Source organism: Lacinutrix sp. MedPE-SW, from assembly GCF_001874145.1.
GTDB lineage: Bacteria > Bacteroidota > Bacteroidia > Flavobacteriales > Flavobacteriaceae > Lacinutrix.
Genome location: NZ_MPCX01000003.1, coordinates 77,014 through 100,999, shown reverse-complemented (window position 1 = coordinate 100,999; position 23,986 = coordinate 77,014). Strand labels below are relative to the sequence as shown.

Sequence of the window (23,986 nt, the reverse complement as noted above, 5' to 3'; positions counted from 1 at the left end):
AATTCACATGAAAAAACTAATCTTATCCCTTGCAATACTTAGTGTTTTTGCTTGTAAAGAAGAGAAAAAACAAGAAGAAACTAAAGTTGTTACAGAAGAAAAAGTAGCAATACAACCTATTTCGGCTTCCGATTTAGAAACGGCTGTTATCTATGAAGCTAACATTAGGCAATATTCACCTGAAGGCACTTTTGAAGCTTTCACAAAAGACATTCCGCAGTTAAAACAATTAGGTGTAAAAGTAATTTGGTTAATGCCAGTATTTCCTATTTCAGAAACAAAACGTAAAGCTACAGGAGGAGAAGATAGCAAGTTTGCAACCGATTTTCCAGAAGCAGAACAAGACAAATATTTAGGTAGTTATTATGCAGTGTCAGATTTTACTAAAATCAATCCAGAATTCGGAACTATAGAAGATTTTAGAAACTTGGTAAGTACTGCTCACGATAATGGAATCTATGTTATTTTAGATTGGGTACCAAATCACACAGGTTGGGATCATACTTGGTTAAAAACCAATCCAGAATATTACACGCAAAATGATAAAGGCGAAGTTGTACATCCTGTAGATACAGATTGGACAGATGTTGCCGACTTAAATTACGATAACCAAGAGATGCGTAAAGCGATGATTGCAGATATGAGCTATTGGTTAACAAAGGAAAATGTAGATGGTTTTAGATGTGATGTTGCAGGATCTGTACCAACAGATTTTTGGGAACAAGCAATACCAAAATTACGCGCTAAAAAAGACATTTTTATGCTAGCAGAAGCTTGGGAGCCAGAATTATTAAAAGACGGTTTGTTTGATATGGCTTATGGTTGGGATAGACACCATGCTATGAATGCTATTGCTAAAGGTGAAAAAGATGCAACCGAATTTACTAATGCTTTACAAACCGATTTTGATCGTTATGAAGCAGATGATATTTTAATGAATTTTGTAACCAATCACGATGAAAATTCTTGGAATGGTACCATTAAAGAACGTATGGGAGAAGCTGGTGAAATGATGACTGCTTTGGCTTATGTAACACCAGGAATACCATTAATTTATTCTGGTCAAGAATACGATTTAGATCATAGATTACTGTTTTTTGAAAAAGATAGTTTTCCGCATACCAAAGGAAAAACATGGAAAGTATTAGAAAAATTAGCAACACTAAAGCAAAACAATGCTGCTTTACATGGAGGAAAAACTTCAGCTAAATACAACGCTATTGATAATGGTGAAAATGTAATTTCTTTTTCAAGAACCAAAGGAAATGATGAAGTGGTATTTATTGGAAATGTTTCCGAAGAAAACGTAAAGGTAAGCTTGCCTCAAAAAGGAACTTACGTAGACTATATGTCTAACGAAACAGTAGAATTAAATGGAGACGCAATTCCTTTAGCTAAAAATGAATACAAGGTTTTAGTTAAAAACTAATAGAATTAATAACAAATAGTATTAAAAATGTAGAAAAGTGCTGTAAGGCACTTTTCTTGTTTTGTTTATTGTCATTTTGTTAAAGAAAGTACGACTAAACCTTAAAATACGTACTTTTGCATTATTTAACACAATGATTTTAGACCTTAACGACAATATTAATTTACCCTTTACGTTAGAGATAAGTTTCAATAAACTTATTGAGCGTTATGAGGAATTGGCAAATAGCGATGATGAGTTTATTGCTGCCAAGGCACGTCGTATACTTAAAACTCAAGAGCCATATCCTGTACTTAGAGATGGTTTTAGTAAAACTTCGGTTTTAAAAAAGCATGAAAAGGAAATTCAAGTTTTATTACAAGATTCTTTTAGCGAAGTATTAAGTCTAAACGAAATTAAAACAGCAAGTGTTCCTTATCATAATTTTATTTTTAATGCTTCAAAGCGTTTTAAAAAAATTATAAAAGAAGCAGGCCCAGATTTTGAGTTGGTTATAAAAAATATGCCAGAAAATGATTGGTATATTTTAAGTTGTACCATAATTATGAGTTTTTGTTATAATTATGATACCAATTTTAAACGACCGTTGTATTATGAAATTCCAGACGAAAACGGTATAATTAGAATATATAAAATTTTATATAATGCAGATTTTATGGAGATTATTCCAACAGAAGATGCACCAAAATTAACTCATGACGATTTTGATGAGTTGTTAGATAATTTTGAAAATATAGAATTATGGAAAGAAAAATTTCCTCCAAATAGTTATTTGTCAAAAGGATTTGTAATCTCTAATATTTTTGATGTCACAGACGATCAATCCATTTCAAATATTAAAACAACATTAATAGGAAGTAACAAGCGTAAAACAGAAAGTTTTATGGGCGACTTTCAAAATGTTTTTAGATCGCTTTTAGGTATCACAGATTTAGAAGTTGGTTTCTCGGTTTTTAATAAAGAAGATAATACGTTAATGAAAGTGCATGATTCTAGCATTAGTAGTTTTCTTTTAAAGGCTAAAGAAGAATATAATTGTGAAAATTTGTTTTGTCATTATAGTTATGAAAAAGTTTTAAAAGACAAAACTACATTCGCAATTTCAGATGTAGATAAAAGTTTTAAATGTTCAGATGGTGATTCGCCTCAAATAAATGTTTTAAAAGAGCAAGGTTTTAAAAGTGCCATTTTTGCTCCAATTGCAGAAAACGGTGAGTTATTAGCAGTTTTAGAGCTAGTTTCTAAAACACCAAAGGCTTTAAACAGTATAAACTCTAATAAACTGGTTGATGTTATGCCGTTTATTTTATCTGCAGTAAAGCGTTCTAAACTAGACGAAGAAAACCTTATTCAAGCCATTATACAACGAGAGTGTACATCTATTCACCCAAGTGTTAAGTGGAAGTTTGAAAGTGCTGCAAGGCAGTTTATGCAAGAAGAATATAATGGAAATGAAAATCCAGCTTTTAAAAAAATTAGTTTTAATAATGTGTATCCTTTATTTGGTCAAATAGATGTCAAAGGTTCATCTGATGCAAGAAATACTGCTACCCAAAAAGATTTAGTACTTCAGCTTAAAATGGTAGATAAAATTGTAAAAGCGGCTTTTAAAAAAGAGAAGCTTCCAATTTTTGAGCAATTATTATTTCAAATTAAAAGCTATCAAAAAGATTTAAAAAATAATTTTAAGGTAGATAGTGAACAAAAAATAACTCAGTTTTTTAAATATGAAATTGAACCGCTATTTAAATTTCAGCTTAAAACAAAACCATATTTAACAGCAGATGTTGAAGATTATTTTAATAAAGTTGATGTTGGTTTAGATGTTATATATTATTACCGTAAAAACTATGATGATACTATTAGTTTAATAAACAAAAATATGTCATCATTATTAGATAAAAAGCAAGTGGAAGCTCAAGCAATGTATCCACACTTTTTTGAGCGTTTTAAAACCGATGGTGTAGAGCATAATATGTACATTGGTGAATCTATAACTAAAGAAGATTCTTTTAACGAAATTTACCTTTACAATTTACGTTTATGGCAAATGCAGGTAATGATAGATATGGAAACGGCTTTTTATAATAAGCAACACAAATATCCAATAGCATTAGATGTTGCTTCTATGATATTAGTTTTTAATCAACCATTATCGATTAGGTTTAGAACAGACGAAAAGCACTTTGATGTAGATGGTACATATAATGCTAGATACGAAGTTGTAAAAAAACGTGTTGATAAAGCAAATATAAAAGGCACAGAAGAGCGTATTACAGCAAAAGGTAAGTTAACTATAGTTTACTCACAGCAAGAAGACGAGTTTGAGTATTTAAAATATGTAAAGTTTTTACAATCTAAGCATAAACTTGGTAATGAAGTAGAAATTTTAGAATTGGAAGATTTACAAGGCGTAACAGGTTTAAAGGCAATTAGAGTTAATATTTTATACCAAACAGAGTCTAGTAAAAAAGATTTTTATACTTATAATGACTTAATGAACGAGTTACAATCTTAACTTTTTAAACATAAAAATTATTACCACAATTTGTAGCTTCAAGTTGTGGTTTTATAATTTTAGCTGCTGCTGGTTCTTCTTCTAATACATCTTGAATATCTACACCAGGATTAGATTTTATTGCATAAGCAAAGAAAATTACAGACACAATTATACCAGTCATAAATACTGTATAGGTTATACGTAGTATTCTGTACTTTCTTTCTAAAACTTTACCCAAGTAATATAAATCTTTAGTAAGTGAATTATAAACGTAGTTTTTGTCTTTAAGTAACTCTGTGATAGCCCATTCGTATTCTTTCAATTCCATTTTATGAAAATTTCCAAAAAATGTTAAGTTAACCTCTTTGTTTTCAACATCTTCTTTGGTAAACTCACCACTAGTAACATTTGGCCTAGTTGCGATTATAGACATGATCATAGAGATTACACAAAAAAGTGTAAAAACTGCTGTAGGATAAGTTAAATAAGGATTAGTATCTAATTTTGAGATTAAGTTACCTAAAACTACAGATATGATAATAGCATTTACCGATAGCAAAATATTGGCTTTAGTATCTGCAATATCACTAAGTTTTATATGGTTTCTTAATGCTACTCTATAAAAAGTTTGGATGCCTCTTTCAGGGCTTTCGTTTTTATATTGCGCTTTGTATTTAGCCTTTAATTTTTCTTTATTCTCTTTAGCTTTTTTCTTTTTTCTTCGTTTAATTAATTTAGCTAAATTTTCATCTTTTTTTGGTTGCCAATTTTTTATAGCATATGGTGTATAAAAACGGTGTTTTTCAGTTAAAACAGTAATATTTTCTTTAAGCCATTCTTTTGTTGTGTAGTTTTTAATGCCTTGTACTTCATATTCTTTTCTTAAAAACTCACTCGCTTCTTCAAAATAGTCTTTTGCAAAGTGAGATGCATCTGCATCACGAATAATTTCTTCAAGTTTTCCATTTGGCGAATCTTTAAATTTTGTCGCCATTATACACTTATTTACACCATCAATAATATTTTTAGAAACCTTTTCTTTTTCTAAAAAATCTGTTGCTATAATAACACTTTCTTCCTCGTGTCCTTCTCTAGTTTTAATATAGCCGGTATCATGAAACAGTGCTGCTAAAAGTAATATTTCTTCCTCATTAACATTTATTTGAGAGTTTTCAATTAATTCTTTTGTACTTTTAAGCACTCGTTTTGTATGAGTAAAATCGTGATAAATAAAAGTGTTAGGAAGCTGTTCTTTAAAAAGATTTAAAACAAACTTCTCGGCTTTTTTTACAATTTCAGACATATAACTTTTAGGATTTAAGAAAACCAAATTACTAAAAAAATAACCATCAATTTCCCATATGACTAAAAATAACATAATTCTAACAATTTTTACTCTGCTTTTTATTTCTAGTTGTGCGACGTATAAAGCTAAGTATAGAGATGAAAGTGATAAAAATGCAACTTTACCTAATAAAGAAGTTGATAGAAAATTTTATTTAATTGGTGATGCTGGTAAATCTCCTATGGGCGGAATGTCTCTTGGTTTACAGGCTTTTAAAGCTCATATATCTAATAAAAACACCAAAAAAGATGTTGCTGTATTTCTAGGAGACAATATCTATCCAGATGGATTACCTGCAAAAGATGAAAAAGGAAGAGCCGAAGGCGAAAACGCATTAAATGCTCAAGTAAAATCTTTAGATAATTTTAAAGGTGATGTTGTTTTTATACCAGGAAACCATGATTGGTATGCAGATGGTGTTAAGGGATTGAAAAGAGAAGAAAAGTATATTGAAGATAAATTGGGTAAAAATACTTTTCAACCAGAAAATGGATGCCCTTTAGAAAGTATTGATATTAGCGAGAAAATTCAATTAATTGTAATTGATACACAATGGTATTTAGAAAATTGGAACAAAAGCCCAACAATTAATGACGAGTGCGAAATAAAAACGCGTGATCGCTTTTTTGAAGAGTTAGAAGGCGAACTTAAAAAAGCCCAAGGAAAACGAGTCGTATTTGCAATGCATCATCCTATGTATACAAATGCTATTCATGGCGGGCAATACGCAGCAAAAAAACATTTGTTCCCAACACAAAGTAATATTCCATTACCAATTGTAGCTTCATTATTAGCTCAAATAAGAACACAAGGAGGAGTTTCTATACAAGACCGTTATAACGAACGTTATAATGAGTTAATGAACAGGATAGAAACAATGGCTTTAGAGTATGATAATATAATATTTGCATCGGGTCATGAGCACACCATGCAATACATAGAAAATAATGGTATAAAACAAATAGTTTCTGGAAGCGGATCTAAAGCATCTTTTGCTGGATTAAGTAATAATGGATTATTTTCTTCAGGAGAACAAGGTTTTGCAGAGTTAACTTATTTTAAAGATGGTAGCGCTTGGGTAAGCATATATATTCAAGAAAACGGAAAGCCTAAATTAATGTTTCAAAGAGAAGTGATGCCAAAAACAAAAGATGTATTTAATATTGAAACATTAAAAGACACCTTTCCCCAAACCGTAGAAACATCAATTTATACAAATGAAGAAACAGAAAAATCTGGTGTATATAAAACGCTTTTAGGTGACCGTTATAGAAAACTTTACAGTACAAATATTACAGCTAAAGTAGCAACATTAGATACGCTTTATGGAGGCTTAGAAGTTGTTAGAGCTGGTGGAGGACACCAAACTAAATCACTTAGATTAAAAACTAAAGATGGTAAAGAATTAAATATGAGAGCACTTAGAAAAAGTGCTACACAATATTTACAAGCAGTTTTGTTTAAAGAAACATATATACAAGATGAATTTGAAAAAACTTTAGTTGAAGACTTAATACTAGATTTTTACACTGCAGCACATCCATACGCATTTCTTGTTGTTCCAGACCTATCTAATGCTGCGCAACTTTATCATACAAATCCAAAATTGTATTTTATACCTAAACACAAACATTTAGGAGATTTTAATGCAGACTATGGAGGAGAATTATATATGATAGAAGAACGTCCAGAAGAAAACTATACTAACGAAAGAAACTTTGGTTATGCAGATGATATAGAAAGCACACACGATATTATAGAAAAAGTTCGAGAAGACGAAAAATATAAAATAGATGAAAACGCATATATAAGAGCAAGACTTTTTGATATGCTTATTGGCGATTGGGATAGACACCAAGACCAGTGGCGTTGGGCACAATTTGATCAAGAAAATGGAGATAAATTATTTAAGCCTATACCGCGAGATAGAGATCAAGTGTTTTCAAATTTTGATGGAGCACTTTTAGATATAATGAAATTTCTTTCTGGTTCTACAAAACAATTACAAGTCTATGATGCAGAATTAAAAGATATTAAATGGATGAATAGTGCAGGAATAAAACTTGATAAAGTTTTAATTCAAGACTCAGACAAAGAAGCATGGATCACTCAAGCCAAATTTTTACAAGAAAACGTTACAGATGCTGTAATAGAAAAAGCATTTAAAAATATACCAGAGGCAGTAAGAGACGAGTCGTTAGTTGAGGTTCAAACCTATTTAAAAGGACGTCGTGAAAACTTGTTAGATATTGCAGAACGCTATTATAACTACCTAAATGAGTTAGTAATAATAACAGGAACAGATAAAGATGATTTTTTCGAAATTACTAGAACAGCAAATAAAGAAACAAACGTAAAAATCTCTAGAATTATAGATGGTGAAAAAGGTGAAGTTTTAATTGATAGAACATTCAATAGAGATGTAACCAAAGAATTATGGATTTATGGACTTGATGATGATGACGTTTTTGAGGTTACAGGTAAAGCAAATAACCTTATATACACACGAATTATTGGTGGTCAAAATAACGACATTTATAGAATAAAAAACGGACGCAGAATAAAAATTTACGATCATAAATCTAAGCCAAATACAATTGAAGAGAATAAGGGAGCAGTTGTAAAATTAACAGATATTTATAATCACAATTTATTCGATTTTAATAAAAATATAGTAAAAACAAGTACTATTATTCCTAATGCAGGATTTAATCCAGACGACGGAGTTTTATTAGGTATTTCAACAATTTTTACTAAAAAAGGTTTTCAAAGAAACCCTTTTTCGCAGCAACATAGATTTAAATTAGGTTACTTTTTTGCAACTAGTGGATTTAGCTTAGATTACGATGGAGAATTTGCAAATTTATTTGGAGAATGGAATTTACATGTTTCAGGTAAAATTACAACCGAAAATTTTGCAAATAACTTTTTTGGTTATGGAAACGAAACAATAAACCTAGACGACGAGTTAGATTTAGATTATAACAGAGTAAAGAAAAGTATCTATCAAGCTAGTATTGGTATTCTTAAAAAAGGTAATTTTGGTAGTGATTATGGATATAAAATTTTAGCTGAAGGCATAGAAATAGGAAATACACCAGGCCGTTTTATTTCAACATTTTCACCAACAACATCTGCAACAGATTTTTACTCTAGACGCTTTTTTGTTGCTTTAGAAGGAAACTATAATTATGAAAGTTTCGATAATAAAATTGTTCCTACAAGAGGTATGACTTTTAGATTAAATGTTGGAGCAAAAACAGAACCAGAAGAAACTAAAAATACTTATGGTTATTTAAATACAGATTTAGGTTTTTACAATGCAATTTCTCAAAACCGAAAATTAGTTTTAAAAACAGACCTTAGAGCACAAGTAAGAATTGGTGATGATTTAGTCTTTTATCAAGCTGCTAATATAGGAGGTGCAAATGGTTTAAGAGGTTACAGAAATGAACGATTCACTGGTAGAAGTTCTTTAGTAGGTAGTGCAGATTTAAGATATGCGTTTAACTCTTTTAGAACCGCAACATTACCATTACAAATTGGAGTATTTGCTGGTGGAGATGTTGGTAGAGTTTGGTTTCCAGAAGACTACTCAAACAAATGGCATAGTGATTACGGTGGAGGTTTTTGGGTGTCTGCAGCAGATTCTATACAAGGTACTTTTAATTTTTTTAATAGTAATGAAGGACTACGTTTCACATTTGGCTTTGGTTTAGCATTTTAAAACCATAAAAAATATAAAAAACCATCATATTTTTGTTCAATTCAATAAATATGATGGTTTTCCGTTTTTATAAAAATCAAAACATCATGCAACCACTTAAAATAGGTCACAGAGGCGCAAAAGGTTACGTAGCAGAAAACACTTTAGAGTCTATAAATAAAGCTTTAGCATTAAAGGTCGATGGTATAGAAATAGATGTTCATAAATGTAAAAGTGGAGAGCTTGTTGTTTTTCACGACTTTACTCTAGACCGTATAACTAATGGTGTAGATGAGGTTTCTAAGTTTACTTTACAAGAATTAAAAAGCTTGAAAGTAGATGGTCAATACCAAATACCAACACTACAAGAGGTTTTAAAAACAATAAATAGAAGTTGTTTTTTAAATATAGAATTAAAAGGGAAAAATACAGCAGCAAAAACTGTAGATATTATAGAGTATTATGTGCTAAATGAAAATTGGGAGTATAGTGATTTTATTGTGTCAAGTTTTCAGCACCAAGAGTTAAAAGAAGTTTATAGTTTAAATAATAAAATTCCATTAGCAGTACTTACAAAAGCTAATTTAGAAGAGGCAATTACTTTTGCAAAAACAATAAATACTAAAATATTACATCCTAACTTTGCATTATTAAGTGAAAGCAACGTAAAGCGAGCTCAAAGCAATGGGTATATAATAAATACATGGACTGTTAATACGCCTAAAGCCATTGCAAGAATGAAAAAATATAAAGTGAATGCTATAATTAGTGATTATCCAGATAGAGTATGATTTTTAAAGATGTTATTATAATAGGTGGTGGAGCAGCAGGTTTTTTTGCAGCGATAAATATAGCAGAACAAAACCCAAATTTATCTGTTACCATATTAGAAAGAGGTAAAGAAGTGCTAACTAAAGTAAAAGTATCTGGTGGCGGGCGTTGTAATGTTACACATGCAGAGTTTATACCACAAGATTTAGTAGCTAATTATCCTAGAGGTGAAAAAGAATTATTAGGTCCGTTTCATACGTTTATGACTGGAGATACTATAACTTGGTTCGAAGAGCGTGGTGTTGAGTTAAAAATTGAAGATGATGGCCGTATGTTTCCAACATCAAACTCATCTCAAACAATTATAGATTGTTTTGTAAGCCAAGCAAAAAAGTTCAATGTTGAGGTTTTAAAAAATCAATCTGTAAATACTATAAAAAAAGAGAATGATACTTGGGCAGTTACAACAAAAACAAACGAGTATCAATGTTCAAAACTAATAATAGCTACAGGTAGTAACCCTAAGATTTGGAAACTTATAGAAGATCTTAATCATAATATTATTAATCCAGTACCTTCATTATTTACTTTTAATATTAAAGATTCTAGAATAAACGATATTCCTGGTGTTGTAGCACAAAATGTTACAGTAAAGGTTTTAGATACCTTATTAGAGTCTCATGGTCCGTTGTTAATTACTCATTGGGGGTTTAGTGCACCGGCAATTTTAAAACTATCTGCTTTTGGTGCGTTAGAGTTAGCAAAACGTAATTATAATTTTGATATAGAAATTAACTTTATAAATCAAACAAGCGAAGAAACAATTAACGATTTAAAACAAATTAAAAAAGAGGCTTCAAAAAAAGCTGTATATAATTACTCTCAATTTAATTTACCAAGACGACTTTGGCAAAAACTTGTAATTGCTTCAAATATAAATGAGCAACTACGTTGGGCAGATGTTAATAAAGATCAATTAGCAGAATTAACTAATCAATTAACAAAAGCTGTTTTTTCAGTATCTGGAAAAAGTACTTTTAAAGAAGAATTTGTTACAGCCGGTGGTGTAGATTTAAAAGAAATTAACTTTAAATCGTTTGAAAGCAAACAGCATAAAAACCTCTACTTTGCAGGCGAAGTAATAAATGTTGATGCTGTAACCGGCGGTTTTAATTTTCAAAATGCATGGACAAGCGCATACATTGTGTCTCAAAATATATCAAATTAAACCTTAATAGAATCCCATGACATTTTTATGGCATCATCAATTTGGTTGCTACTCATAGGTAATTCTTTTTTAAATTTTAATCTTGTAGCAGAAATAACATTGCCCATTGTCATTTGTAAAACTAAGCGAAGATGTACATCTCTAATGTCTTTCTTTAAAATAGCAGTTAAAAACTTATTTTTAATATTTACAAAATGAACAACATTTTTTAAACGTATTTCAGAAGTAATTATAGGCGGTACACCTACAAATTCCATAAACTTAAAAGCTAAAGGATTTCCTAAAAAATAGTTATATAAATTAAGCCACATTATTCGGTATTGCTTTTCAAAAGACTCGTCTTCTGGCACATTGGCCATTAAAACAATGCCAAAATCCTGACAAATCATTGAGTAAATTTCTTCAATAATTTGTTCTTTATTTTTAAAATAATGATAAATTGTGCCTACGGCAACTCCAGCTTCCTTAGCAACTTGAGACATTGGTGTTGCGTGAACACCTTGCTCAACTACTAGTTCTAGCATGGTAAGAATAATTCTTTGTTTTTTGTCCATTTACAGTGCAATTTGTATATAGAGCTTTTATAACTTCAAGATGAGGGATTTAAGGGATCTCGAGAAAGCTAATGTTAGTTAAAGGGTAAAAATAAAATTTTTTACGATTATTTACAACAAAACATCGATAAACATCACTAAACCGAATGATAATTTTGTTTCGTGGCGAAAATAAAGATAATTCATAGAATTATAAGCTATATTTGTGAAAATTTTAATAAATGATTGTAGAAAAATTTATCCCTTTAACATTTGAAAATACAGTTGAAAACGGAGAAATTGAATGGGCATCACCAAGTAATATTGCTCTTGTAAAGTATTGGGGAAAAAAAGAAAATCAAATTCCAGAAAACCAATCTATAAGTTTTACACTTAATGAATGTAAAACAATTACAAAACTTAGTTATATATTAAAAGATAATAAAACAGATGATTTTGATTTTCAAGTATATTTAGACGGCGAAAGAAAATTAGATTTTGAGCCTAAAATCAAAACCTTTTTTAATAGAATTTATAATTATGTTCCATTTCTTAAAAATTATAAATTTAAAATAGAAACAAAAAATACATTTCCACATAGTTCTGGTATAGCATCATCAGCTTCAGGAATGAGTGCTTTAGCACTATGTTTAATGAGTATTGAAAAGCAATTAAACCCTAAAATTAGTAAGTCTTTTTTTAATAAAAAAGCATCTTTTTTAGCGCGATTAGGTTCTGGAAGTGCATCTAGAAGCATAGAAGGAGATTTGGTTGTTTGGGGAAAACATAACGATATCGAAGGTAGTAGTGATTTATACGGTATAAAATATCCATATAAAGTTCATGAAAATTTTAAAAATTTTCAAGACACTATACTTCTTGTAGATAAAGGAGAGAAACAAGTAAGCAGTACGGTTGGTCACAATTTAATGTATGGTCACCCATATGCTAAACAAAGATTTGACCAAGCAAATAGTAATATCTCTGTTATTAAAAATATTTTAGAGTCTGGAGATTTAGAAGCTTTCATTGCTTTAGTAGAAAGTGAAGCTTTAACATTGCATGCTATGATGATGACAAGTATGCCATACTTTATTTTAATGAAACCAAACACATTAGAAATCATTAATAAAATATGGGGTTTTAGAAAAGAAACTAAATTAAATATTTGTTTTACTCTAGATGCTGGTGCAAATGTTCACATATTATATCCAGAAAATGAAAAAGAACAAATTTTAGAGTTTATTAAGACTCAGTTAGTTGCATATTGCCAAAACGGTCACTATATTTGTGATAGTGTAGGTTTAGGAGCAAAAAAAATGTAACTTTAACAAATGTATAGCGACTAAATACTCAAATCTATTGTTATGAAAGGCCCACTTTTTTACTCAAAAATCTTACTTTTCGGTGAATACGGTATTATTAAAGATTCTAAAGGATTATCAATTCCTTACAATTTCTATAATGGAGCTTTAAAAACCGAAGACATTACTTCTGCTGAAGCAAAAAAATCTAACGAAAGTTTAAAGAAGTTCACAGACTATTTAGAAAATATTAGTAGTGAAATTGTAACCTTCGAGATAGATAAGCTTAAAGAAGATGTAAATAAAGGTATGTATTTTGACTCTTCAATACCACAAGGTTACGGTGTTGGAAGTAGCGGTGCTTTAGTTGCAGCTATTTACGATAAATATGCTCTAAATAAAATTACAGTTTTAGAAAATCTAACAAGAGAAAAATTACTTCAGCTTAAAGCTATATTTTCTAAAATGGAGTCTTTTTTTCACGGTAAGTCTTCAGGTTTAGACCCTTTAAACAGTTACTTAAGTTTACCTATTTTAATTAATTCTAAAGATAATATAGAAGCTACTGGAATTCCAACACAAAGTACTTCTGGAAAAGGAGCCGTATTTTTATTAGATAGTGGTATTATTGGAGAAACAGCACCAATGGTAAGTATATTTATGGAAAATATGAAACAAGACGGTTTTCGTAGTATGCTAAAAAACCAATTTATAAAACATACAGATGCTTGCGTTGAAGATTTTTTAAAAGGAGATATAAAGTCGCTTTTTAATAATACCAAGCAATTATCTAAAATAGTTCTGAATAATTTTAAACCAATGATACCTAAACAATTTCATGAACTTTGGAAAAAAGGAATTGAAACTAACGATTACTACCTTAAACTATGTGGCTCTGGTGGTGGTGGCTATATTTTAGGTTTTACTCAAGACTTTACTAAAGCGCAAAAATCTCTTAAAGATTATAAATTAGAGGTTGTTTATAATTTTTAATTTATCTTATTTTTTGTTTTAAATCATTTAAACGATTTAAACCCTATTTAAATAATATTTAAAAATGTAATTTAAATTACTTCATGTTAACAAGAAAACAGAAACACATTTTACTTAAGTTTTTTAGTATGTTTTCTGTGGTTCGAGGTTATAATATTCTAATTATTGTAATTGCTCAATACCTAACATCTGTATATATTTTTGCCCACGATATTCCAGCAAAAAAAGTTTTATTAGATATAAACTTACTTATGCTTGTTTTAGCATCTGCAGCAGTAGTAGCTGCGGGTTATATAATTAATAATTTTTACGATTCAGAGAAAGATTTAATTAATAGACCCAATAAAACAATGTTAGATAAATTGGTGAGTCAAAACACCAAATTATCTTTTTATTTCGTTCTTAATTTTTCTGCTATAGTAATGGCTAGTTATGTGTCTTTTAGAGCAGTTGTGTTTTTTTCTGTTTATATATTTGCTATTTGGTTTTACTCTCACAAATTAAAAAGAAGACCTATAATTGGTAATTTAGTTTCAGCAATATTAACAATAGCTCCTTTTTTTGCCATTTTTATCTATTACAAAAACTTCGATACTGTAATTTTTGTACACGCATCATTTTTATTTTTAATTGTTGCTATAAGGGAATTAGCCAAAGATTTGGAGAATATGAAAGGTGATTTAGCATTAAATTACCGTACTATACCGGTTGTCTATGGCGAAGGTGTTTCTAAAAAAATGATAACTTTTTTAATCTTAATATCTTTAATTCCATTGTATTTATTAATTAATAAATATGAAATTGGTTTTATGTATTATTACTTTTATTTGGCAATTAGTTTACTAGTAATTTTTTTAATTTTTCTATGGAAATCTTCAACTAAAATACATTATGTGATTCTACATAATATTTTAAAAATTATCATTGTTGCAGGAGTTTTTAGTATTTTATTAATAGATATAGATTTAGTTTTAAAACGTATTTTGTAGTATGAAAAACACTTTAAAAATAGCGATGGCACAAATTTCTCCTGTGCTATTAAATAAAGTTGAAACACTTAAAAAAGTAGAAAGTAGAATATTAGAATCTGCAAAATTAAAATGCGAACTTATAGTTTTTGGTGAAGCTTTAGTACCAGGTTATCCGTTTTGGTTGGCATTAACTGGTGGAGCAGAATGGAATACAAAAGTGAATAAAGAATTACATGCAGAGTATGTTAGAAACGCTGTTCAAATTGAAGATGGCGAATTAGATACCATTTGCAAGTTAGCAAAACAACATAAAATAGCAGTATACCTAGGTATTATGGAGCGTGCTAAAAACCGTGGCGGGCATTCAATTTACGCCTCTTTGGTTTACATTAACGAACATGGAGAAATACAGTCTGTACACAGAAAACTACAACCAACTTACGATGAGAGATTAACATGGTCTCCAGGCGATGGCAATGGCTTAAAAGTACATAAACTAAAACAATTTACAGTTGGAGGTTTAAACTGTTGGGAAAACTGGATGCCATTGCCACGTACGGCATTATATGGTTTAGGAGAAAATTTACATATAGCAGTTTGGCCTGGAAGTGACCATAATACTAGAGATATTACGCGTTTTATTGCTAGAGAATCGCGCTCATTTGTAGTTTCGGTATCTAGTATAATGACCAAAGATAGATTTCCAAAACAAATACCACATCGAGATAAAATATTAGAAAATTGCCCAGAAACATTGGCTAATGGTGGTAGTTGTATTGCAGGACCAGATGGCGAATGGATTATAGAACCAGTTATTAATACTGAAGCGTTAATTATACAAACTATAGATTTTAATCGTGTATACGAAGAACGCCAAAATTTCGATCCTGTTGGTCATTATTCAAGGCCAGACGTTACCAAATTAACTGTAAATAGAGAAAGGCAATCTACAGTAGAATATAAAGATTAATATTGCTTAACTTTAGCTTGTAAAGCAGTCTTGTAATCTCATGAGAATTTATATAAATTTCTCAAATTATAAACTATCTTTGCATCCTCAAAAATTGTTGAGTATTAAATTATTAAGTCATGAGTAAACAAAGCGGACAACGTCAAGGAAAATCTAAAGCATCTGGAAATAGCAAATCTTCTGGTAGAGGTGCAGGAAATGTTAAAAGTAAAAGTTTTGCTCGTGGTAATGCTCCAATTAAAAAGCAATCTTCACCAAAAAAAGCGAGTAACTCTAACGAGATTCGTTTAAATAAATATGTAGCTAATGCCGGTATTTGTTCTCGTCGAGATGCAGATGTTCATATTGCAACAGGCCTAGTAACTGTAAACGGTAAAGTAGTTACAGAAATGGGTTATAAAGTAAAGTTAGAAGATGAGGTACGTTACGATGGTGCTCGAATAAATCCAGAAAAAAAGGCTTATGTTTTATTAAACAAACCTAAAGGCTTTGCTACAACAACAAGTGAGTACAAAGGTAAAACGGTTATGGATTTGGTTGCAAATGCAACAAGTTCTCGTATAAAGCCAATTGGTCGTTTAGGTAGAAACTCTACTGGTCTTTTATTATTTACAAACGACGATAAAGTTGTAGATAGGTTTACAAACTCTAATAAAGGTGTTGTGCGTTTATTTCATTTAGAATTAGACAAAAATTTAAGATTAGAAGATTTAAAGAAAATTCGTGAAGGTTTACGTATTGAAGGCAAACAAATAAATGTTGAAGAAATAGATTACGTAGATAATAGAAAAAACGAAATAGGTATTAAAATTAAAAATACAGGAAATACTATTTTACATACTATTTTCGATTATTTTAAATACGAATTAGTAAAAATCGACTGCGTACAAATTGCTCATTTAACTAAAAAAGATATTCCAAGAGGAAATTGGAAAATTTTAACAGAGCAAGAAGTGCAAACGCTTATGATGATGTAAAGCTTTCTCTTTATATAATTACTTTTTTATTGGCCAAATAGTTTCAAAAACCTCACAAACCACTAGCATATTTTGTGTAGGGTGCTTGCCACTTTCTTTTAGTGCATTTGTAAAAAATGCCCAATGTGCATTTTTCCACTTTTTAAGTGGCTCTATAGTAGTTCCCATATCTAACGCAGCATAAGCTTTAGTGATATTACTAAATGGTATAGTATCTACTTTTTTAGTTTCAATTATAGCAATGGCACGCCCGTTATAATTGGTAACTATTTGTTTTGTTCCAACCTTAGGTAAACTTGCATTTGCCTCTTTGTACCATAAATATAAACCAGAACTGGCTCTTTTTTTTCCATTTAAAGTAAGCTGTGCTAACCTATTTGCATCACTTTTATTGTCATGAAAAAACCAAGAATCTGGAACAGCTTCAGTTTTATATTCAGGATTTGCTTTAGTAAAATTATTCCACATTGTATTCACCGAATTTTCAACAGTATTATCTTGTATAGAATTATTTTCAATGTCGCTTTTACATTGAAAAAAAATAAAAAAAATGATAAAATAATATGGCTTCATAGTGTTGTTTTAACCTTAAATCTACAAATTATTACGGCTTAAACAATCAGTAAATCAAGTAATTAAGAAATAAATTAAAAAATAATATAAAATTAATTTGAAATTCAAAAAAAAGTATTTCATTTGCATCGTTATAATATTATTACTTTAACAAGTATATAATATAGCTGAACAAATTGAACCGTGTTTATATGTTCGGGTTTTTGAGCAATAGGAAGTCATTCTCAAAAGCAGCTTATCGTTTAAGTAACCGAATTTTAGAGCTAACTTCCGCTTTTACTTCAATAGTTGCAAGCCAACACTACTATGGCTTTGTACCTACAACAGACTTAATTATACAAGTTTGAGAGGAACGTTTTAATTTATTTTCAACAGCATTAAATGTTGTTTTTTAAACTAAATCTTAACGTTTTTTAAAAATTATAATGAATACAAAATATATTGATTTAATCAATCAAACTTTTGATTTTCCTCAAGAAGAATTCAAACTTGAAAAAAATCAACTTCAGTTTCATGATATTGATCTTATGAAATTGGTAGAAGAATATGGTGCGCCTTTAAAGTTTACCTATTTGCCACAAATATCAAATAATATACAGCGAGCAAAACAATGGTTTGCAAATGCTATAGAAAAACATGATTATAAAGGAACTTACAATTATTGCTATTGTACAAAAAGCTCACACTTTAAGCATGTTTTAAACGAGGCATTAACTAATAATATTCATATAGAAACATCATCTGCTTTCGATATTGATATTGTAGAGAACCTAAAAGCAGAAGGCAAAATAACAAACGAAACATTTGTTATAAGTAACGGTTTTAAACGTGCACAGTATGTAACAAACATTGCAAGGTTAATTAATAACGGACAAAAAAACTGTATTCCAATTATCGATAATTACGAAGAAATAGATTTGTTGTCTGCAGAAATAAAAGGTAATTACAACATTGGTATTCGTATAGCATCAGAAGAAGAACCTAAGTTCGAGTTTTATACATCACGTTTAGGAATTGGCTACAAAAACATTGTTCCTTTTTACAAAAATAAAATTCAAAACAATGAAAAGGTTAACCTTAAAATGTTACACTTTTTTATAAATACAGGTATTCGTGATAATGCTTATTACTGGAATGAATTACAAAAATGTTTAAAAGTATATACAAGCTTAAAAAAAATATGTCCAAGCTTAAATAGCTTAAATATTGGTGGTGGATTTCCTATTAAAAACTCATTAGCATTCGACTTTGACTATGAGTATATGGTAGACGAGATTGTAAACCAAATTAAACTTACATGTGAGGAAGAAGAAGTAGATGTACCAAATATATTTACAGAATTTGGAAGTTTTACAGTAGGAGAAAGTGGTGGCGCAATTTACGAGGTGTTATACCAAAAGCAACAAAACGATCGTGAGAAATGGAACATGATAAATTCATCGTTTATAACAACTCTTCCAGATACATGGGCTATAAATAAGCGTTTTGTAATGCTAGCAATAAATAGATGGGAGTCTAGTTATGAGCGTGTTTTACTTGGAGGTTTAACTTGCGATAGTGATGATTATTACAATAGTGAACAACACATGAATGCCATTTATTTACCAAAATATAATAAAGACAAACCTTTATATATAGGGTTTTTTAATACAGGTGCTTACCAAGAAACTATTGGCGGTTTTGGAGGTTTGCAACACTGCTTAATACCGTCGCCAAAACACATTTTAATAAATAAAGATAAAGACGGAAACATTACAACAAAACTATTTAGCGAACAACAAAAAAGTGAAGACTTACTTAAAATTTTAGGTTATGCAAACTAAAACTTATGCTGGTATTGGAGAAGAGTTCTCTAAGCTAGAAACATCAAAAATTGTTTTAATTCCTGTGCCTTACGATGGTACAAGTACTTGGCAAAAAGGCGCAGATAAAGGTCCAGATGCATTTTTAAATGCTTCAGAAAATATGGAGCTATACGACATTGAAACAGAAACCGAAGTTTACAAACAAGGTATTTATCTAGCAGAAGCTGTGACTGAAAACAGCTCGCCAGAAGCAATGGTAGATGCTGTGCATAAAGAAACTAAAAAATACATTAAAAAAAATAAGTTTGTTACCATATTTGGAGGAGAACATTCAATCTCTATTGGTACTATTCGTGCCTTTAATGAAATGTATCCAAGCTTAACTGTATTACAGCTTGATGCACATGCAGATTTGCGTAAAGAATACGAAGGCTCAACATGTAACCACGCTTGTGCTGTTTACGAAGCTAGCCAAACGACTAACTTAATTCAAGTAGGTATTCGTTCTATGGATGTTATTGAAACTACAGTAATGGACAAAGAGAAAACGTACTTTGCTCATGAAATGGCTATAGATGATACTTGGATGGATAGTGCAGTAGATCAAATGACAGAGAATGTATTTATCACTATAGATTTAGACGCATTTGATCCTTCAATAATGCCAAGTACAGGAACACCAGAACCTGGCGGTTTATTATGGTATGAAACATTAGAATTTTTAAAGCAAGTATTCGAAGAGAAAAATGTAGTAGGTTTTGATATTGTCGAGTTATGCCCAAATAAAATTGATAAATCTTCAGATTTTTTAGCAGCAAAATTATACTACAAAATGCTAAGCTATAAATTTGAAAATGATGATGCCGAAGCAGATTACGACAATGCTTACGAGAATGTAAAACAAAAAAATAATAGTGCTAAATACAACGAAGACGATGAATACTAAAGGACCAATTTCTCAATTTATAGAAAAACACTATTTGCATTTTAATGCAGCAGCATTAGTTGATGCAGCAAAAGGTTACGAAGCACAATTAGAAAGTGGAGCTAAAATGTTAGTATCATTAGCAGGTGCAATGAGTACGGCAGAACTTGGTAAAAGTTTTGCCGAAATGATAAGACAAGACAAAGTTCAAATAATCTCTTGTACAGGTGCAAACCTTGAGGAAGATATTATGAATTTAGTAGCACATTCTCATTACAAACGTGTACCTAATTATCGCGATTTAACACCACAAGATGAGTGGGATTTACTTGAAAAAGGTTTAAATCGTGTAACAGATACTTGTATTCCAGAAGAAGAAGCATTTAGGAGGCTACAACAACATATTGTAAAAATCTGGAAAGATGCCGAAGCTAATGGAGAACGTTATTTACCGCATGAGTATATGTATAAAATGTTATTATCTGGAGTTTTAGAGCAGTATTACGAAATAGATTTAAAAGATTCTTGGATGTATGCAGCGGCCCAAAAAAACCTGCCAATAGTTTGCCCAGGTTGGGAAGACAGTACAATGGGAAACATTTTTGCAAGCTACGTGCTTAAAGGCGAGCTTAAAGCAAGTACAATGAAATCTGGTATTGAGTACATGACTTTTTTAGCAGATTGGTATACAGATAATTCAGAAAATGGAATAGGCTTTTTTCAAATTGGAGGCGGAATTGCAGGAGATTTTCCTATTTGCGTAGTACCAATGTTATATCAAGACATGGAAAGACCAGAAACACCATTTTGGAGTTATTTCTGTCAAATTAGTGATTCTACAACAAGTTATGGCTCATACTCTGGTGCAGTACCAAATGAGAAAATTACTTGGGGAAAACTAGATATAGACACACCAAAATTTATAATAGAAAGTGATGCTACTATTGTAGCACCGTTAATTTTTGCATACTTATTAAACCAATAATTATGAAAAACAGACACGAACATTTAAAACGCGTTATTGTAGATTTTAAAAAATTAACACCAGAAATTTTAGCCATGTTGGTAGAGAAATTTCCAGACGGTTATGACGATAGACATATAGTTGCTTTTAAAAATGCAAAAAACGAGCTAGTAGAAGCTGTAGAACTAATTACCCAAGACACTAAGTATTTAGTAAAAGTAAGTACCAAATTAGAGGCTACAATGGAAAATTATGATGAAGACGATTATGAAGATTTTGATGATAATGATCCAGAAGCGATACAAGATCCAGAAATGGACGAAAATAGTAATGATTTCTAATGTATAACGTCGTAGCCTACCAGGTTGCAAGTACTATCAATATAAAAGAAAGCCAAAAGCAACTGTCATGGCAGTTGCTTTTTCAAGATAGTGACGAGCTATATTATAAAACATCTCAAGATAGTTTTATCTATATATTTCAATATGGAATTGTAAGTTTTTTTAATGTTGAAGAAACAATAATAAAAAGCTGCTTAACAAAAATTAAACCTTTTTGTACAAATTATTTTTCTCAAAAACTTTCTGAAGAAACAGAAGTAATTATAAAACCAGAAACATTAAAAGTACAGTTTAGTCACGTAGAGTTACCAGCGCTAAATGAAGAAATGATTCGTTTAGTAATGCTAAACACGTCTCAATCTGTAGCATTAAACCGTTATTCTGAAATTACCGAAACACTTTTAGTAGAAACCAACAAGCATACATTATACCTAGAAGAAAAAGGAAAGTTAGATATTTCTGGAAATAAACTTAAGCGATTTATAGGCAAGACTCTTAACATTAAAAATAGAATCTCAGAGAACCTTTACATATTCGACTCTCCAGAAATTACATGGGAAGTAGAAGAGTTAAATGTGCTAAATATCGAACTTAAAAAAACATTCGATTTAAAAGATAGATACCGCTTAATTCAGGAGCGCATAGAAATTATTAAAGAAAACTTAGAGCTTTTTAAAGACATAATGGACCATAAAGAAAGCAGTAGATTAGAGTGGATTATTATAATCTTAATTGTAATTGAAGTGTTTGATATGTTGCTCCTAAAAATAATTAAATAGCCAAAAGCAAACAGTAAAGTGCTGTGATTTAAATATTAATAAATAATAAAAACAAAAAAAAATGAAAGCAAAAAACAAAATAACGTTAGTATTGGTAGGTGTTTTATTATTAACTCTATCTAGTTTTAAAAGTATTACACAAGATACTTTAACAATTAAAGCAGTGTATGATGGTGTAGAAGATTATGGTTATAATTTTATACATACAAATAGTGAAGGAGATGAGCGAACTATTATTTTTCAAGAAATAAAAGACGATGTGTTAGCAAGTTTCGATTTAGAGTCTGATGAATTAATAGGAGAAAATTTTAAAGTAACTTACACATCTACAACAGTAACAGAAACAGATGAAGATGGATTTGATGATGAGGTTGAAGTGTTAACAATCATTAAGTTAGAGAAAATTAAATAACAATTTAAATTTTAAATATTTTTTAGCCACATAGTTTTATGTGGCTTTTTTTTAGTATAAAAATAAATTTAGATTTTCAATAAACCTTTAAATGTTAAAGGTGTACTAATTATAATTTTTTTAAGAAAAATGTTAAATGACTGTTTATATCTTTATAATATTAAGTTAAACAAAAAAGGATTATTATGAGTAATACAATCACCTATCAAGTTGGAGCCGAGTCATTACAAAATGCACTTAAAGCTTGCCACGATGCAGAATTTGGATACGAGCAATTATTACAAAAATCTAATAATACCGCTATAAAAGATTTTATTAAAGAGCGTATTAGTATGTTTAACCAATTTTCTGAGGATATATCAGATTTACTTATGGAAATAGGTGTTTTACCTCAAGAAAAAGGAACTGTAAATGGTGGACTTTCAAGATTATGGTTTGATGTTAAATCATCAGTTTTAGATTATAATACTAATATGTTATTAGAAGAAAGTAAAAAAATAGATCAAGATCATCATTATAACTATATGCAAATTGTTAGATCTGGATCTTACTCTCAAATCGCTTACGAAATGTTAATGAACCAACTCTCTGAAATTAGAACAGCTAAACGCCCAGAATTAGTGAGTACGCATGCTGTAATAAAATCGGTTCAAGTAAGTGCTTAAAATATATTGAAAAAGAAAAAGAAGAATGAGATAAAGCTACCGTTAAGGTGGCTTTTTTTTGTAATAGACTTTTAGTTAATTTTACAAATTAAAGTATAAATAGATTTTAATTTTTAATTGAAAGTGAAAACACCAAAACCAAAGAAAAATAAAAAAGCTTGGCCAACTAAAGATGCAATGGACCAAGTGTATAAAATGAATCTTTGGGGAAATAATAATTCTGCTTTTTACTCTGGTGAAGGTTCGCATAAACCAGAAATTATAGAACCTTATATAAAAGTTGTTACAGCTTTTTTAAAAGCTTTTAAAACACCACTTGTTATTTGCGATTTAGGATGTGGTGATTTTAATATTGGTAGACAATTAGTAGCGTTTTCAAAAAAATATTATGCTATAGATATTGTACAAGATCTTATACACTATAATAAAGATAATTTTAAATTACCTAATCTAGAGTTTAAGTGTTTAGACATTGCAAAAGATAATTTACCAAAAGGAGATTGTGTTTTAATTAGGCAGGTTTTACAGCACTTATCTAATAAAGAAGTTGAAAATATAGCAAATAAATTAAGCAATTATAAATATGTAATTATTACAGAGCATTTACCAGATGAAGCTTTTGTACCAAATAAAGATATAATTTCTGGTCAAGGCACAAGATTAAAAAAACAAAGCGGAATAGATTTATTAGCTTCTCCGTTTAATTTAAAAATTGAGAAAAAAACCGAGATGTTACGTATTACTCTTGAAGAAGGTAAAGGTGTTATTGTAACTTATTTATATAATATGTTTTAA

General features: G+C 29.9%; 21 protein-coding genes. 18 read left to right on the top strand and 3 right to left on the bottom strand.

Features of this window, described 5'->3' with window-relative positions; genetic code table 11:
- The first annotated feature begins 7 nt into the window (after nucleotides 1-7).
- Nucleotides 8-1,429 (top strand): alpha-amylase family glycosyl hydrolase, encoded by a 1,422-nt coding sequence (locus BM549_RS04105; RefSeq protein ID WP_290469104.1) that lies wholly within the window; start codon nucleotides 8-10, stop codon nucleotides 1,427-1,429.
- 133 nt (nucleotides 1,430-1,562) lie between these two features.
- Nucleotides 1,563-3,947 carry a GAF domain-containing protein gene (locus BM549_RS04100; RefSeq protein WP_290469103.1) on the top strand — a complete coding sequence of 795 codons (2,385 nt, stop codon included), beginning with the start codon at nucleotides 1,563-1,565 and terminating at the stop codon, nucleotides 3,945-3,947.
- 4 nt (nucleotides 3,948-3,951) lie between these two features.
- Here BM549_RS04100 and BM549_RS04095 read toward each other — a convergent pair whose 3' ends face one another.
- A complete protein-coding gene (locus BM549_RS04095; RefSeq protein WP_290469252.1) occupies nucleotides 3,952-5,232 on the bottom strand; it encodes a Pycsar system effector family protein in 1,281 nt (426 codons plus the stop codon).
- A gap of 58 nt (nucleotides 5,233-5,290) precedes the next feature.
- Between BM549_RS04095 and BM549_RS04090 the strand changes: the two genes are divergently transcribed.
- The 3 genes from BM549_RS04090 to BM549_RS04080 all read left to right on the top strand — a co-directional run bounded on the left by BM549_RS04090 (nucleotide 5,291) and on the right by BM549_RS04080 (nucleotide 10,979).
- Entirely contained in the window at nucleotides 5,291-9,001 is a 3,711-nt protein-coding gene (locus BM549_RS04090) for a metallophosphoesterase (protein ID WP_290469102.1), read from the top strand.
- A gap of 86 nt (nucleotides 9,002-9,087) precedes the next feature.
- Entirely contained in the window at nucleotides 9,088-9,771 is a 684-nt protein-coding gene (locus BM549_RS04085) for a glycerophosphodiester phosphodiesterase family protein (protein ID WP_290469101.1), read from the top strand.
- Complete coding sequence (locus tag BM549_RS04080) at nucleotides 9,768-10,979, top strand: NAD(P)/FAD-dependent oxidoreductase (protein ID WP_290469100.1); 1,212 nt, start codon at nucleotides 9,768-9,770, stop codon at nucleotides 10,977-10,979. The genes BM549_RS04085 and BM549_RS04080 overlap by 4 nt, the downstream gene beginning before the upstream one ends.
- On the opposite strand, the gene BM549_RS04075 is transcribed toward BM549_RS04080, so the two are convergent.
- Nucleotides 10,976-11,533, bottom strand: a complete 558-nt coding sequence (locus tag BM549_RS04075) for a TetR/AcrR family transcriptional regulator (RefSeq protein WP_290469099.1) — start codon at nucleotides 11,531-11,533, stop codon at nucleotides 10,976-10,978. The genes BM549_RS04080 and BM549_RS04075 overlap by 4 nt on opposite strands.
- Nucleotides 11,534-11,754: 221 nt before the next feature.
- On the opposite strand from BM549_RS04075, the gene BM549_RS04070 reads away from it, so the two are divergent.
- From BM549_RS04070 to BM549_RS04050, 5 genes are all read left to right on the top strand, one after another.
- On the top strand, nucleotides 11,755-12,837 hold the full coding sequence (locus tag BM549_RS04070) for a diphosphomevalonate decarboxylase (protein ID WP_290469098.1): 1,083 nt from the start codon (nucleotides 11,755-11,757) through the stop codon (nucleotides 12,835-12,837).
- A gap of 42 nt (nucleotides 12,838-12,879) precedes the next feature.
- Complete coding sequence (locus tag BM549_RS04065) at nucleotides 12,880-13,809, top strand: mevalonate kinase (protein WP_290469097.1); 930 nt, start codon at nucleotides 12,880-12,882, stop codon at nucleotides 13,807-13,809.
- An 83-nt stretch (nucleotides 13,810-13,892) separates the two neighbouring features.
- Entirely contained in the window at nucleotides 13,893-14,798 is a 906-nt protein-coding gene (locus tag BM549_RS04060) for a geranylgeranylglycerol-phosphate geranylgeranyltransferase (protein ID WP_290469096.1), read from the top strand.
- Between the two features lies 1 nt (nucleotide 14,799).
- On the top strand, nucleotides 14,800-15,750 hold the full coding sequence (locus BM549_RS04055; protein ID WP_290469095.1) for a carbon-nitrogen hydrolase family protein: 951 nt from the start codon (nucleotides 14,800-14,802) through the stop codon (nucleotides 15,748-15,750).
- 119 nt (nucleotides 15,751-15,869) lie between these two features.
- The gene (locus tag BM549_RS04050; protein WP_290469094.1) at nucleotides 15,870-16,727 is read left to right on the top strand and encodes a pseudouridine synthase; all 858 of its coding nucleotides are present in this window, start codon (nucleotides 15,870-15,872) and stop codon (nucleotides 16,725-16,727) included.
- 18 nt (nucleotides 16,728-16,745) lie between these two features.
- Here the strand turns inward: BM549_RS04050 and BM549_RS04045 are convergent, their stop codons facing one another.
- Nucleotides 16,746-17,300: an ASCH domain-containing protein gene (locus BM549_RS04045; protein ID WP_290469093.1), complete on the bottom strand. Its 555-nt coding sequence runs from the start codon at nucleotides 17,298-17,300 to the stop codon at nucleotides 16,746-16,748.
- Nucleotides 17,301-17,725: 425 nt separating this feature from the next.
- Here BM549_RS04045 and BM549_RS04040 point away from each other — a divergent pair, with 425 nt between their 5' ends.
- From BM549_RS04040 to BM549_RS04005, 8 genes are all read left to right on the top strand, one after another.
- Nucleotides 17,726-19,123 (top strand): arginine decarboxylase, encoded by a 1,398-nt coding sequence (locus tag BM549_RS04040; protein WP_290469092.1) that lies wholly within the window; start codon nucleotides 17,726-17,728, stop codon nucleotides 19,121-19,123.
- Entirely contained in the window at nucleotides 19,113-20,051 is a 939-nt protein-coding gene (speB, locus tag BM549_RS04035) for an agmatinase (protein WP_290469091.1), read from the top strand. The genes BM549_RS04040 and speB overlap by 11 nt, the downstream gene beginning before the upstream one ends.
- Nucleotides 20,041-21,015: a deoxyhypusine synthase family protein gene (locus tag BM549_RS04030; protein ID WP_013869282.1), complete on the top strand. Its 975-nt coding sequence runs from the start codon at nucleotides 20,041-20,043 to the stop codon at nucleotides 21,013-21,015. Before speB ends, BM549_RS04030 begins: the two co-directional genes overlap by 11 nt.
- Nucleotides 21,016-21,017: 2 nt before the next feature.
- The gene (locus BM549_RS04025) at nucleotides 21,018-21,335 is read left to right on the top strand and encodes a hypothetical protein (RefSeq protein ID WP_290469090.1); all 318 of its coding nucleotides are present in this window, start codon (nucleotides 21,018-21,020) and stop codon (nucleotides 21,333-21,335) included.
- Nucleotides 21,335-22,114 (top strand): RMD1 family protein, encoded by a 780-nt coding sequence (locus BM549_RS04020; RefSeq protein WP_290469089.1) that lies wholly within the window; start codon nucleotides 21,335-21,337, stop codon nucleotides 22,112-22,114. The genes BM549_RS04025 and BM549_RS04020 overlap by 1 nt, the downstream gene beginning before the upstream one ends.
- A 61-nt stretch (nucleotides 22,115-22,175) precedes the next feature.
- Nucleotides 22,176-22,526 carry a hypothetical protein gene (locus tag BM549_RS04015; protein ID WP_290469088.1) on the top strand — a complete coding sequence of 117 codons (351 nt, stop codon included), beginning with the start codon at nucleotides 22,176-22,178 and terminating at the stop codon, nucleotides 22,524-22,526.
- 185 nt (nucleotides 22,527-22,711) lie between these two features.
- Nucleotides 22,712-23,191, top strand: a complete 480-nt coding sequence (locus BM549_RS04010) for a DUF2383 domain-containing protein (protein ID WP_290469087.1) — start codon at nucleotides 22,712-22,714, stop codon at nucleotides 23,189-23,191.
- Nucleotides 23,192-23,314: 123 nt separating this feature from the next.
- Nucleotides 23,315-23,986 carry a class I SAM-dependent methyltransferase gene (locus tag BM549_RS04005; protein WP_290469086.1) on the top strand — a complete coding sequence of 224 codons (672 nt, stop codon included), beginning with the start codon at nucleotides 23,315-23,317 and terminating at the stop codon, nucleotides 23,984-23,986.

What these genes read in the sequence shown, in the direction of transcription:
- BM549_RS04010 (WP_290469087.1), top strand. Translation starts at nt 22,712, where the DNA reads ATGAGTAATACAATCACCTATCAAGTTGGAGCCGAGTCATTACAAAAT.
- BM549_RS04025 (WP_290469090.1), top strand. Translation starts at nt 21,018, where the DNA reads ATGAAAAACAGACACGAACATTTAAAACGCGTTATTGTAGATTTTAAA.
- BM549_RS04105 (WP_290469104.1), top strand. Translation starts at nt 8, where the DNA reads ATGAAAAAACTAATCTTATCCCTTGCAATACTTAGTGTTTTTGCTTGT.
- BM549_RS04055 (WP_290469095.1), top strand. Translation starts at nt 14,800, where the DNA reads ATGAAAAACACTTTAAAAATAGCGATGGCACAAATTTCTCCTGTGCTA.
- BM549_RS04070 (WP_290469098.1), top strand. Translation starts at nt 11,755, where the DNA reads ATGATTGTAGAAAAATTTATCCCTTTAACATTTGAAAATACAGTTGAA.
- BM549_RS04050 (WP_290469094.1), top strand. Translation starts at nt 15,870, where the DNA reads ATGAGTAAACAAAGCGGACAACGTCAAGGAAAATCTAAAGCATCTGGA.
- BM549_RS04075 (WP_290469099.1), bottom strand. Translation starts at nt 11,533, where the DNA reads ATGGACAAAAAACAAAGAATTATTCTTACCATGCTAGAACTAGTAGTT.
- BM549_RS04080 (WP_290469100.1), top strand. Translation starts at nt 9,768, where the DNA reads ATGATTTTTAAAGATGTTATTATAATAGGTGGTGGAGCAGCAGGTTTT.
- BM549_RS04100 (WP_290469103.1), top strand. Translation starts at nt 1,563, where the DNA reads ATGATTTTAGACCTTAACGACAATATTAATTTACCCTTTACGTTAGAG.
- BM549_RS04045 (WP_290469093.1), bottom strand. Translation starts at nt 17,300, where the DNA reads ATGAAGCCATATTATTTTATCATTTTTTTTATTTTTTTTCAATGTAAA.
- speB (WP_290469091.1), top strand. Translation starts at nt 19,113, where the DNA reads ATGCAAACTAAAACTTATGCTGGTATTGGAGAAGAGTTCTCTAAGCTA.
- BM549_RS04060 (WP_290469096.1), top strand. Translation starts at nt 13,893, where the DNA reads ATGTTAACAAGAAAACAGAAACACATTTTACTTAAGTTTTTTAGTATG.
- BM549_RS04065 (WP_290469097.1), top strand. Translation starts at nt 12,880, where the DNA reads ATGAAAGGCCCACTTTTTTACTCAAAAATCTTACTTTTCGGTGAATAC.
- BM549_RS04095 (WP_290469252.1), bottom strand. Translation starts at nt 5,232, where the DNA reads ATGTCTGAAATTGTAAAAAAAGCCGAGAAGTTTGTTTTAAATCTTTTT.
- BM549_RS04020 (WP_290469089.1), top strand. Translation starts at nt 21,335, where the DNA reads ATGTATAACGTCGTAGCCTACCAGGTTGCAAGTACTATCAATATAAAA.
- BM549_RS04090 (WP_290469102.1), top strand. Translation starts at nt 5,291, where the DNA reads ATGACTAAAAATAACATAATTCTAACAATTTTTACTCTGCTTTTTATT.
- BM549_RS04040 (WP_290469092.1), top strand. Translation starts at nt 17,726, where the DNA reads ATGAATACAAAATATATTGATTTAATCAATCAAACTTTTGATTTTCCT.
- BM549_RS04085 (WP_290469101.1), top strand. Translation starts at nt 9,088, where the DNA reads ATGCAACCACTTAAAATAGGTCACAGAGGCGCAAAAGGTTACGTAGCA.
- BM549_RS04015 (WP_290469088.1), top strand. Translation starts at nt 22,176, where the DNA reads ATGAAAGCAAAAAACAAAATAACGTTAGTATTGGTAGGTGTTTTATTA.
- BM549_RS04030 (WP_013869282.1), top strand. Translation starts at nt 20,041, where the DNA reads ATGAATACTAAAGGACCAATTTCTCAATTTATAGAAAAACACTATTTG.